General features: G+C 42.5%; 10 protein-coding genes, 1 tRNA gene and 1 pseudogene (1 of these 12 cut by a window edge). 10 read left to right on the top strand and 2 right to left on the bottom strand.

From position 1 onward, the window contains the following. The 8 genes and pseudogenes from Q0192_RS18095 to Q0192_RS18130 all read left to right on the top strand — a co-directional run. Window positions 1–2170: pseudogene (locus Q0192_RS18095) on the top strand (chemotaxis protein CheB) (it extends 806 nt beyond the left edge of the window). Between the two features lie 11 nt (window positions 2171–2181). Continuing rightward, window positions 2182–3765 (top strand): PAS domain-containing protein, encoded by a 1584-nt coding sequence (locus tag Q0192_RS18100; protein WP_299291800.1) that lies wholly within the window; start codon window positions 2182–2184, stop codon window positions 3763–3765. A 23-nt stretch (window positions 3766–3788) separates the two neighbouring features. Further along, on the top strand, window positions 3789–4808 hold the full coding sequence (locus Q0192_RS18105) for a chemotaxis protein CheB (protein WP_299291802.1): 1020 nt from the start codon (window positions 3789–3791) through the stop codon (window positions 4806–4808). 102 nt (window positions 4809–4910) lie between these two features. Next, window positions 4911–4983: transfer RNA gene (locus Q0192_RS18110), tRNA-Thr, on the top strand. 135 nt (window positions 4984–5118) lie between these two features. After that, window positions 5119–5313 (top strand): hypothetical protein, encoded by a 195-nt coding sequence (locus Q0192_RS18115; RefSeq protein ID WP_299291804.1) that lies wholly within the window; start codon window positions 5119–5121, stop codon window positions 5311–5313. A gap of 29 nt (window positions 5314–5342) precedes the next feature. Beyond that, window positions 5343–5678 (top strand): hypothetical protein, encoded by a 336-nt coding sequence (locus Q0192_RS18120; protein WP_299291806.1) that lies wholly within the window; start codon window positions 5343–5345, stop codon window positions 5676–5678. Between the two features lie 132 nt (window positions 5679–5810). Continuing rightward, window positions 5811–6032, top strand: a complete 222-nt coding sequence (locus Q0192_RS18125) for a hypothetical protein (protein WP_299291808.1) — start codon at window positions 5811–5813, stop codon at window positions 6030–6032. A gap of 80 nt (window positions 6033–6112) precedes the next feature. Continuing rightward, entirely contained in the window at window positions 6113–6415 is a 303-nt protein-coding gene (locus Q0192_RS18130; protein WP_299291810.1) for a hypothetical protein, read from the top strand. Between the two features lie 74 nt (window positions 6416–6489). On the opposite strand, the gene Q0192_RS18135 is transcribed toward Q0192_RS18130, so the two are convergent. Together Q0192_RS18135 and hscA are read right to left on the bottom strand one after the other, a co-directional pair. Next, on the bottom strand, window positions 6490–7149 hold the full coding sequence (locus Q0192_RS18135; protein ID WP_299291813.1) for a Pr6Pr family membrane protein: 660 nt from the start codon (window positions 7147–7149) through the stop codon (window positions 6490–6492). 11 nt (window positions 7150–7160) lie between these two features. Next, window positions 7161–9005, bottom strand: a complete 1845-nt coding sequence (gene hscA / locus Q0192_RS18140) for a Fe-S protein assembly chaperone HscA (protein WP_299291815.1) — start codon at window positions 9003–9005, stop codon at window positions 7161–7163. Window positions 9006–9135: 130 nt separating this feature from the next. Between hscA and Q0192_RS18145 the strand changes: the two genes are divergently transcribed. Next, window positions 9136–9297, top strand: a complete 162-nt coding sequence (locus Q0192_RS18145; protein WP_299291817.1) for a hypothetical protein — start codon at window positions 9136–9138, stop codon at window positions 9295–9297. Window positions 9298–9488: 191 nt separating this feature from the next. Beyond that, on the top strand, window positions 9489–11994 hold a 2506-nt coding region (locus tag Q0192_RS18150), incomplete at its 3' end, for a hypothetical protein (protein WP_299291820.1).

An 11994-nucleotide genomic window follows, 5' to 3' on the forward strand; every position in this document is an offset into this window, starting at 1 on the left:
CCGTTTGGCCTTGCACCAACTTTCGGACTACACCGGCTACATCGGTTTTTTGCGCGAAAACCCACACGAGCTTGATGCCCTTTTTAAAGAATTGCTGATTGGCGTAACCAAATTTTTCAGGGACGGCCAGGCTTACGAATCGCTGAAAGAAAAACTGTTGCCCATCCTTCACTTAAAAACCAACAACGAACCGGTAAGGGTTTGGGTGGCCGGCTGCTCTACCGGCGAAGAAGCCTACACGATTGCCATTTTGCTGATGGAATGTTACACGCTGCTAAACAGCAAACACACGCCCAAGATCCAGATTTTTGCAACCGATTTGGATATTCAGGCGATAGAAATCGCACGCTCCGGAACATACAACAGCAACATTATGGCCGATGTTTCGCCCGAGCGGTTGGAACGTTTTTTTATCAAACGGAACGAAAAATATCAGGTAAAAAAAGAACTGCGCGAAATGCTGGTTTTTGCCCAGCACAACCTTATCAAGGATGCTCCTTTTACCCGCCTGGATTTATTGTCGTGCCGCAACGTGCTGATCTACTTAAATGCCGAACTTCAGAAAAAGCTGATGCCGATTTTCCATTACTCGTTAACCCAGACCGGGATTTTGATGCTTGGACCGGCCGAAACCATCGGTGGCTTTATCGACCTTTTTGTGCCCGTAGAGCCGAAATGGAAAATATTTGAACGAAAGGCAGGCTCGCAAACAGCCAATAAAGTCATGGATTTTCAGTTCAACATTTCCCGCCAATACTTTGGCAACGCCCAAAAAACAGAAGAACCAAAAACGGCCGGAAAAAAATCAATGTTAGAAAGCTTTAACCGCTTTTTGCTCGAATCTTTTACGCCGGTTTCGTTATTGGTAAACGAACGAGGCGATATCTTGTACATCAACGGCAAAACCGGCAAGTTTTTAGAACTGAACCCGGGCGAGGCAGCCATGAACGTTTTTGAAATGATGCGCGAAGAATTGAAAAACGTTTTGCGCAATGCCGTTTACCAGGCACGGTCGCAGCAAACATTAATTGCGATAAACGATATTAAGATCAAGGAAGACGGCCAAACGCGCTTGGTAAACCTGAAAACCTGCATTTTTAACAACTCCGAGCTGCAAGGTTTTACGCTGATTGTGTTGGAAGATAAAGGGCTGGTAAAAAAAGCATCAACTAAAAAAAATACAAAACAGAACCACAACGGGCAAAGCCTGATGACCGAAGAGTTACTGAAAGAACTGGAATACACCAAACAGCAACTGCACAGTACGATTGAACAAATGGAAACTTCGCTGGAAGAACTAAAATCAACCAACGAAGAACTGCAAAGCACCAATGAAGAACTGCAAAGCACGAACGAAGAATCACTGACCACGAAAGAGGAAATGCAATCGCTCAACGAAGAGCTGATGACCACGAACGTCTCTTATCAGGCCAAAGCCGAAGAACTGACGCGGCTGAACAACGACATGAAAAACCTGCTGGACAGTACTGAGATTGGCACTATTTTCCTGGACAACCAGTTGATAATTTTACGTTATACGCCGCAGGTAAAGGCTTTGTTTAACGTAATTGCTTCGGATACCGGCCGTTCCATCACCGATATTAAATTCAATTTTGATTTGCCCGATTTTAAAAAGATTATCATCAACGTAATCGAAAGTTTGGCGCCAAAAGAAATAGAAATTAAAACGAATAAAAACGTTTGGTACAATTTGCGCATTATGCCTTACCGCACTATGGATAATTTTATCAGCGGCGCTGTGTTAACGTTTACCAATATCAGTTCCTTAAAAATAATGGAACATAGGCTCAAAACACTGATTAATTATTCAAAAACGTTGATGAACCAAATACAAACGCCTGCTATTTTATTTAATAATAAACAAGAAGTGCTTGCTGCAAACCCAGCTTTTTTAGAGTTTTTTAAAATGGACGAACAGCAATTACAGGGCTTGGGTTTTTCTGCCCTGGCGCATGATTTGTGGAAAACAACACGGTTGGACAACATGATCAGGAACGTACAACAAGAGGACTTGCTGGTTACCTTAAACCTCGAATTTCCGGTGATCGGGAAAAAACAATTAAGTTTTACAAGTTTGCCTTCGGTAGATGAGCTTACCGGCGAAATATTGCTTAATTTGATTGTTATTAACGATGAGAAGCCAGCTTAACGGATATAAAAATGTTAAAAGAAAACACAATGCTCGACATCCTGCGGGAAAAAGCTGAACAGTTAATTTCTGCTGATAAAAACAGCAACAGAAGTGTTCAAATGATGGAAGTGAAACGGCTCTTCCACGAATTACGGGTACAGCAAATAGAACTGGAGATGCAGAATGACGAACTGCAAAACGCCATGGTTGAACTGGAGCAGAGCCGTATCAATTTCAGCAATTTATTTGAACTGGCACCTATCAGTTATTTTGTAATCAGCCAAGCCGGAATTACCCAGAACGTTAATTATGCCGGCATTAAATTATTTGATGCCGATAAAAACAGTATGGTTGGCAAACTATTTTTACTGAACATTCACCCGGAAGACCGGGATAGGTTTTACATTTATTTTAAAAATTTGTTTACTTCGCCCGATGCGCAAACATGTTCTATCCGTTTGATTAAAAAAAACCAGGACATATTAAATGTGCAGATTGATGGCATCGCAGTCAAAGATTCAACTTTAAACCCAAACTGTTATTTAACCATAACTGATTTTACCGCAAAGCAGCAAGCCGAGCAAAAACTACAGGAAGCCAACAAAACGCTGGAAATTGCTTTGGAAGCTTCTTCTGCCGGCATTTGGGAAATTGATACTGTAACAGGCAAAATTTACTTTGATGATTTTTGCCTCGCCTTATATGGCCTTGAAAAAGGCAGCTTTGACGGTAAGTATGAAACACTTATCAACGGAGTTTATCAGCACGACCGTAAAAATGTAGATCATGATATCCGGCAGGCAATTATCTGGGAAAAAGAATTTAACATCAGGTTTCGGGTCAGTTCTTATAACCAAGGTTTAAAATATGTGCAGGCCCGGGCGCAGGTAGTTACAGACCAGCAGCAGAAAAAGCGCTTTATCGGCACTTTTACCGATATCAGCGATAAAATGATGATGGAAATGGAAGCTTCGCACATTAAAGAGGAGCAGCAGCAAATGATCCTTTCGGCAGGTTTACAAGCCGAAGAAAATGAAAAGAAAAGGATCAGCGAGGTGCTGCACAACGGCATTGCACAAATGCTATATGCCGTTAAACTTAACATTGACCAGTTTAAAACCTCAAAAGAAGAACATTTATTTGATTATTTGATGCAATTGCTAAACCAAAGCATCCGTGATATCCGCAACATTTCCTTTGAGTTGGCACCATCCATTTTAACAGATTTTGGCCTGGCAGCCACTTTAGAAGATATGGCCGGGCGGCTATCCAACAACAAACTCAAGGTGGATACCAAAGTAAGCCACACTTGTAAAACTTTGCCTTTTCAAACACAGCTTAATATTTTCCGCATGGTGCAAGAATTGGTAAACAACAGCATCAAACATGCACAGGCCAGCAACATTAGTATCGAGGTAATCAAAAAAACGAAAAACACATTTATTACCGTTGCAGATAATGGCATCGGTTTTGACAGTAACCATTTAGCAGAAACACCAAAAGGAATAGGTTTAAGCAGCATTAAAAACCGTTTGCGTTTATATAAAGGCACTTTAAACATTGAATCATCACCACAAACAGGCACAATTGTTCAGATCAGCCTAAAACATTAATTTAATTGGAATATTAATAGATCATGAACCCAGTTAAATCAGTAATTGTAGTTGGTGCATCGGCAGGCGGTTTGCAGGCCATCAGCCAGTTGTTAGAAAAAATACCACAAAACCTGGATGCCGCCATTTTGGTGGTTTTGCATGTTTCACGCCATTCATTGGGCAACGTTTTGGTACAACATTTACAAAAAAGGACAGAATTTGCCTGCAGCATTCCGGAAAATGGGGAGCAGGTACAAGCCGGGCATATTTACATTGCCAAGCCGGATTTTCATATGCTGATCTCATCCGATCAAACGATCCATTTCATTAAAGGCCCGCACGAAAACCGTTGGCGCCCTTCTATTGATGTATTGTTCCGTTCGGCAGCAGTGGTTTTTAATTCCAGTACGATCGGTATCATTTTAACCGGTTTGTTGGACGATGGCACGGCCGGCATGATGGCTATTAAAAGGTGCGGTGGCGTTTGCATCGTGCAAGAGCCGGAGGAAGCGCAATTTGGAGATATGCCCACCAATGTTTTAAACCATGTAGAGGTAGATTACCGCGTGCCGATAGCAGATATGGGCTATATATTGGATGATATGAAATCGAAACCCGAAAAACCCGCAGCCATAGTGCCTGAAGACATCAGGACGGAAGCCGAGATGACCGAAAACATGGCAAGCAGTATAGACCAACTGAAAACCATTGGCACCCAAAGCGATTATACCTGCCCGGATTGCGGCGGCAGTTTGTTTATGCTGAACCATGGCGGCCTGCACCGTTACCGCTGTTTTACCGGCCATGTTTATACTGAGAAACTGCTGTTGGACAAGCAATCGGAAACGCTGGAAGAATCATTGTGGACCACTATCCGCAGGCTGGAAGAGCGCCGGAGTTTATTGCAAACAACCGCCCGGCATTTGCACGAAGTAAACCAGCCGGACATGGAAGCCGAAAAACAAAATACGGCCGCCGAGCTGAGTGATTATATCGAAAAGCTGAAAGCACTTGTTGTTTCGCTAAGCGTAAACGGCCCGAACAATTTTGTGTACGAATAAAAAAGATTTAATCCTATTTTTACCGGCATAAAAGAAGTATGGTGGTTTTGAAGATCTTTCAGGATCGAATGACAGCAAGGCGCAACAACAAAAACACAAAAAGCCGACGTAGCTCAGTTGGTAGAGCAACTCATTCGTAATGAGTAGGTCGCAGGTTCGATTCCCGTCGTCGGCTCCCTTAAAATCAAAGGCTTATCAAAACAAAATATTTGATAAGAGATTTAATTAAATATATATTTGAATATCAAAACAAAATATACAAAATCCATACACACTTCTTTTACAAATTAAACTTCTGCTGTAAATAAAAATGGGAACCGCCGCAACAATCATCATCGCAATAATTTGTCTGATCTCTGGTATTATTTCTTTGGTAATAGCTTATAACGCTTACCATAAAGCTAAATATTCAGATAAAATAACTTTTATTAAAGGTGATAAACGGGTAACTATTTCCACCAATCAAGATCGTGTATCACAAAGAAAAGAGCTGCTTAGTTTGTAAATTTAGTGGATCAGGAGCTTACTAAGCAGTTGAAGAATCAAAAGGATGGAACTTTTCTGGCTACGTTAATAACTTGTTTTGAGGCCGGCGCTGCTTATATACCGTCAGGCGCATTAAGAAACTTTATATCCATTTCAACCCCTCCCTTATGCTGGGTCTTGGTGGTTTTTGCAAAAAGCATCATCCATAACATTGAATCAAAACGTGGCATTCGAACTTATGAGGGTATGATCCATGACCTGGAGAACGAACGGCAAAATTGCAATTTTGATTTAAGACTTCGGGATATAGAAAGCGAACTTGGAAAACTAAGGTCTGATTTGCAAGAAATCCGAAAAGCAGCTATTAAAATTGTGATTTTTTAAGTTGATTTTAAGAAAATCCCAGCTTACTATAATTAATTTGCTAATTTTTGCTTGTTCTTATCTAAACAAATATCTTCGTAATGAGCCGACATCAGGTTCGATTTACGTCATTCACTTATCAACCTAAAAATTATGGAAGCCGAACCTTTTGAATTTTACATCCACTATAACGGCGAAAAAGTTTTATGCCGCATTGAACCCAACGGCGAAGATTACGAAACGTATTTTGACGGCGGACACCAAACCAAAATCAAGTTCGACCAGCACGGCCATTGTTACCAGTTGGGCGGCGAAAAACTACCGATGGAAACCATGCAAGCGATAGAAGACGGCATCGAAAGCCATTTGCTGTAGGTTGGCCGGATGAAACTTTATTAGAAAAGCAGCGTTAGTTTGATACACAACACATAAATTATACCGATAAAAGAAGCATTATGGATACGTTGAAAAAATTTGCCGCAATGGAAAAAATCGTTCATGAACTGGAAGATTTAAAAAACAGCCAGCAGGCTATTGTACAAAAATTAGGAAAAATTGAAGTGGACAATATTGATTTGGGCGACAAACGCTTAGAAAAAGATTTGCCGGACATGCACCAGCGCATCAGTGATAATTTGGATGCCATTGCCGATATTTTGGAATACTTTGCCGGCAACACCGATAAATTCAGCACAACCAATAACGTGGATAAACTGAAAGAAGACCAGGCGATTAGAGAAGCAGCCGGTAACGAATAATCAATTTTTTGATTGAAACTGAAAAAGCACCTGCCAAAACAGGTGCTTTTTTTATGCCGGTAAAAGAAGCATCGCTATGAAACGGGTTTTTTAGAGATCATCTTCCTGCCAATAGAAATAAACATCGCACAAAAAACCGCAAAAACGATCAACAGTACAAAAGCATTTAAAGCGACGGCCGCGTAACCAAACCTTTTTACGTCCACAAAAAAGTATGGATAAAAACCGGTCAACGCGCCTCGGATAATCACATAAAACAAATAGCACAACGGAAAAATAAGCCAGTTGGGCAATTGCTTCCAAACCAAGCCTTTTTTGGGCAGAAAGAACAACCAGTTTAAAAGGTATAAAGCCGGAACGACGACATGTAGCAGTTCGTCATTTGTTTTGAAGGCCCCTTTCGCGCTCCAAAACGGCCGCAGCACCAAATTATAAACCAAAGCCACAATCGTAATGTAAACCGCAATAGCCGTAGCCGAAGAAATTTTAGAGAAAAACCGACCGATAAAAGTTTCAGGAAACAATAAAACCGAAGTTAAACTAACGGCAACCAGAATATTGGTGAGGATGGTAAAGTAACTGGCCAAATGCACTATGCTTCCAGCGAGCGTTTCCCCTTTTTGCATGTACTCCGGAACAGAAATCAGAAACTGCATGATGACGGCAAACCAGGCAATTGCTGCAATGATTACAGTAGCGATACTGTTTTTATAGGTAAAATTTTGGTGCATCATTGGTTTTCCAACTATTCTACACTTTTGCCCCGCATCGCCGTACTAACCGCCTGGTCCATCAAGCGTTCGGCAAATGGGCGCGTAAATTCGTTCAACGTATCAATCCTTTTCAAAATCAAATCTTTATCGCCCAAGGTTAAAGATTCTTTCAGTTCGGCAATCAGTTTCAACGTGTCGGTAATTTCGGTTGCTGCCAAATATTCCACGTTTTTTTGAATGAAGCGTTCCACCGTGTAAACCATTTGTTCGCCTTCGGTGCGGGCTTCAATCAGCATCCGTTGCTGCACATCGTCTTGCGCGTGCGTGATGCTGTCCATTAGCATTTGCTCTACTTCGGCATCGGTTAAACCGTAGGCCGGTTTTACTTCCACTTGTTGTTTTACGCCGGATCGTTGTTCAACAGCCTGGATCGTTAAAATCCCGTCTGCATTCAGCAAAAAATTAATATCAACTTTGGGGAAACCGGCGGGCATAGAAGGAATCCCTTTCAGGTCAAATTCGGCCAGCTTGCGGTTTTCTTTCACCAAATCGCGCTCACCCTGATAAACGGCAATTTTCATATTCACTTGCCCGTCAATCGAAGTGGTGTATTGCCTTCCGGCTTTGGTCGGGATTTTTGCGTTGCGAGGGATGATCACGTCCATCAAACCACCCATCGTTTCGATACCCAGCGAAAGCGGCGTAACATCCAACAACAAAATATCGGTTCGGTTTCCGGCCAAAATATCAGCCTGAATGGCCGCGCCCAAAGCAACTACTTCATCCGGGTTTACTTCATCATGAACGGGACGATTAAAAAATTCGGCCACTTTTCTTTTTACCAAAGCCGTGCGCGTAGAACCGCCAACCATCACCACTTCATCAATCTGACTGATTTCTAAACCTGCATCTTTTAGCGCAAGCCGACAGCTTTGTATCGTTTCTTCAACTTTGGGCAAAATGAGTTGCTCAAAAGTTGTCCGGTCAATCGTACACCAGATATCCCCTATTTTTTCGTTGAACAAACTTTGGTGGGCAAACGCTTTTTTGGCTTCTTCGGCTTTCAAACGCAATTCCTGCTGCGGCAAACCGGGCTGGTTTTGGAGGTTGTTTTTCTCGATCCAATAGTTCACAATCAAACGGTCAAAATCATCGCCGCCCAGAAACGTGTTGCCATTGGTTGCCAAAACTTCGAAAATCCCATTTTGGATTTGCAGGATGGAAACATCAAACGTGCCTCCGCCCAAATCATAAACCGCAATGGTTTTGGTTTCTTCGGGATTTAAGCCGATGCCATAAGCCAAACTTGCAGCCGTTGGTTCGTTCACAATCCGCAGCACATCCAAACCGGCCAGTTTTCCGGCATCGCGCGTGGCTTGCCGTTGCGAATCGTTAAAGTAAGCCGGAACGGTGATGACGGCGCGGTTTACCGGCGTTTTGATGGCGTGTTCTGCACGTTCTTTCAGTTCTTTCAAAATCAGTCCCGACAATTCTACCGGGGTAAAAAAAGCATCGCCCACTTTAATTTTGACTAAGCTTTCGGTATCATCGTCAATAATTTTGTAGGAGAAAAAGTTCTGGTAATCGGCTACGTCTTTGTAAGAACGGCCCAGCAAACGCTTCACTGAAAAAATGGTATTCTGCGGATCGTTGATCAAATAGCTTTTGGCTTCGTTCCCAACCGTAATTTCGCCCTGCGCACCAAAATGGATCACCGAAGGAACTAAAACTCCTTTGCCGGTATCGTTGATAACCTGCGGGTTTTTATCAGGGTTGATAAAAGCAACCAGCGAATTGGTGGTGCCGAGATCAATCCCGACAATAATCTCTTCCTGCTGGATAGAACCGGTTGTTAAATTGATTGAAACTGTAGCCATGATGAAATTAGAACAAGCCGCAAAGTTAAGAGTTTTACGGAAGGGCTTGTCATTGGAGTGTAGAGGGAATTTAGTGCATAAGTTTAGGTTATGGTTGAAGCAAATCTTTTCTTAACGTTCTTTTTCCTTGATGAAAAAAAACCAAAAAATCAAGACAAACCCGATCCTTTCGGGCGTTTTGTCCGGCCTTTCCGCGCCTAAGCGGAGACCTATAGCTTTGGAATGTCCAGGTGTTATCTTGCAATTTGATAAAGATATTTTTACAAATGCTTCTTTTATCGGCATAAATTAGGTAGATCGAAAATAAAAGATCTTGTTTTTGTTGAAACTGGCAGGGCCGCTTGCAGGTAGCCGCCCAGGAGCGGTGGGAGGAATGCCGCCCGGAGGCGATCCGGCATTCTTGATTTTTGGTTCTTTTGATCAAGCAAAAGAACGTACAAGAGAAAATATGTTTAATTTCCCTCGCGCAAATCAATCTCTTAAATGTCTGCCTTTTCCAAATTCGCCGCCATACTGTTTTTACCCACCTTTTTTATACATCAACTACATGCCCAAACTTTCGGCGGCAACCCGCCTTCCATCCAATGGCAGCAAATTAATACACCGGCAGCACGGGTTATTTTTCCAAAAGGTTTAGATTCTTCGGCTTTCCGCGTGGCCAATATCATATCTTTTATGAACAAAGATATTGCGCCGACGATTGGTTTCCGGCAAAAAAAGATCAACATCGTGCTGCAAAACCAAACTACGGTTTCTAACGGTTATGTGGGTTTGGCGCCTTTCCGAAGCGAATATTATTTAACGCCCGACCAAAACAGTTTTGAACTGGGCAGCTTGCCCTGGCCAGAACAACTCGCGATCCATGAGTTTAGGCACGTGCAGCAATACAACAATTTTGATGTCGGCCTGACCAAACTCTTCCACACCATTTTTGGCGAAGGCGGGCAAGCTGTCCTCAGCACCTTAACCGTGCCCAACTGGTTTTACGAAGGCGATGCGGTTTACAACGAAACTTTGGTGAGCCGGCAGGGCCGCGGCCGTTTGCCTTTTTATTACAATGGTTACCGCGCACTTTGGTCGGCAGGCAAGAATTACAGTTGGATGAAGTTGCGCAACGGTTCGTACCAGGATTTCGTGCCCGATCATTATCCCTTGGGCTACATGTTGGTGGCTTACGGCCGCGAAAAATACGGCAATGATTTTTGGAAAAAAGTAACGCACGATGCCGCAGCCGTAAAAACCACTTTCCGAGGAGCCGTAAAAAAGTATGCTGGCGTTAGTTATCCGCAGTTTAGAACACGTGCGTTGGATTATTTTAAGCAGCAGTTTTCGGCAGAAGACCAACCGCAAAAACAAGCCAAACATTTTGTGTCCGATCAGGAATTTCCGGCTTTTATCAACGATACTTCTTTTATCTATGTAAAATCATCGTACAGCAAAGTGCACCGTTTTATGCTGAAATCGGGCAACGAGGAAAAGGAAATCCGCATTCGTGATGCTTCGCTGGACAACCAGTTTTCGTACCGCAACGGCAAAATTGTTTACGCAAGTTACCGGCCGGATTTGCGCTGGGGCTACAAAGATTACAGCACCTTGCAACTGCTGGATGTGGCAACCGGAACCCAAAAAAGCATCGGTAAAAGAAGTAAGTATTTTTCGCCGGATTTGAGTGAGGACGGAAAAACCGTAATCGCCGTTTTGCAATCCCCGCAGGGAAAAAGCCAACTGCATTTAATTGATGTAAAAAGCGGGAAAGTGCTTCAAAAAGTACCGAACCCGCAAAACCTCATCTACACTTATCCAAAATTTTTGGATGCAGAAACGGTAATTTCCGCCGTAAGAAACCCAAAAGGCATGATGAGTTTGGCGGAAATTAATCTTGCAAATGGCCGTGTTCAAAATTTAACGCCTTACAGTTTTCGGGTGATTGGCTTTCCAACCATCCAAAAAGATTCGGTTTTTTTTACGGCTGCCGCGGAGAAAAACGACATTTTGTATATGCTTCTTTTATCAACCAAAAAACTGTATCAGCTTGAAAATAAAGCTTTAAACACAGAAATTGGCAACTACCAAGCAACCGTAAACAACCACGCCATTTTGTATAATAGTTTTACTTCTGCCGGTTTTCAGGTTCATCTAATCGAAAAAAATGAAATTACTTTTCAACCCGTTTCCGAAAATGTTTTAGCTGCAAACCCTGCTGATCTAAACATTACTGACTTGGAGAAAAACAATGCCGACTTATTGGCTGCCGTTCCGAATACTTCTTTTACCACTAAAAAATATGGCGGGCTTTCGCATTTGTTCAATTTTCACAGTTTAATCCCTTCATTCAACGATCCGGATTATACGCTTTCTTTAGTTGGCGAAAACATCCTCAACACATTTCAATCCGAATTGTACGGCACTTACAACCGCAACGAAGGCTACAAAGAGTTGGGTTTTGATGCCGTTTATGGCGCTTTGTTCCCGTATTTATCCGGCGGCGTAAATTATACTTTCGATCGAAGGTCTTTATATCAGGGCCGCGATGTTTATTGGAACGAAACGCAAGTGCAGGGCGGTTTTTCGATTCCTTTAACTTTTAGCAACGGCCGCACGACCAGCAACTTACGTTTGGGCAGCAATTATGTGTACAACCAAAGCAAATACACGGGCTTTTTTCAGTCGCAATTGGGCACACGGTCTTACAGTTATCTTAGCAACGCGCTTACGTTTAGCAGTCAAAATCAGCGTGCTTACCAGCAAATTTATCCGAGTTTGGCGCAAAACATCAGTTTGAGTTACAAAACTGCACTTACCAATTATAGCGCAAACCAGGTGTTGGCCAACGCTTATTTCTACTTTCCGGGCTTATTTAAAAACAATAGTTTTGTTTTGAATGCGGCTTTTCAAAAAAACAACGGTGCAAACGGGATCAGCCTTTTTTCTAACCAGCTTCCTTTTTCGCGCGGTTACGAGGCCGAAAACCTGCACCAGTTAAGCAAGC

Source organism: uncultured Mucilaginibacter sp., assembly GCF_937859865.1.
Lineage (GTDB): Bacteria > Bacteroidota > Bacteroidia > Sphingobacteriales > Sphingobacteriaceae > Mucilaginibacter_A.

Excerpts from the sequence above, each read along its gene's own strand:
- Q0192_RS18100 (WP_299291800.1), top strand. The coding sequence starts at position 2,182 with ATGTTAAAAGAAAACACAATGCTCGACATCCTGCGGGAAAAAGCTGAA.
- Q0192_RS18105 (WP_299291802.1), top strand. The coding sequence starts at position 3,789 with ATGAACCCAGTTAAATCAGTAATTGTAGTTGGTGCATCGGCAGGCGGT.
- Q0192_RS18115 (WP_299291804.1), top strand. The coding sequence starts at position 5,119 with ATGGGAACCGCCGCAACAATCATCATCGCAATAATTTGTCTGATCTCT.
- Q0192_RS18125 (WP_299291808.1), top strand. The coding sequence starts at position 5,811 with ATGGAAGCCGAACCTTTTGAATTTTACATCCACTATAACGGCGAAAAA.
- Q0192_RS18130 (WP_299291810.1), top strand. The coding sequence starts at position 6,113 with ATGGATACGTTGAAAAAATTTGCCGCAATGGAAAAAATCGTTCATGAA.
- Q0192_RS18135 (WP_299291813.1), bottom strand. The coding sequence starts at position 7,149 with ATGATGCACCAAAATTTTACCTATAAAAACAGTATCGCTACTGTAATC.
- hscA (WP_299291815.1), bottom strand. The coding sequence starts at position 9,005 with ATGGCTACAGTTTCAATCAATTTAACAACCGGTTCTATCCAGCAGGAA.
- Q0192_RS18145 (WP_299291817.1), top strand. The coding sequence starts at position 9,136 with ATGAAAAAAAACCAAAAAATCAAGACAAACCCGATCCTTTCGGGCGTT.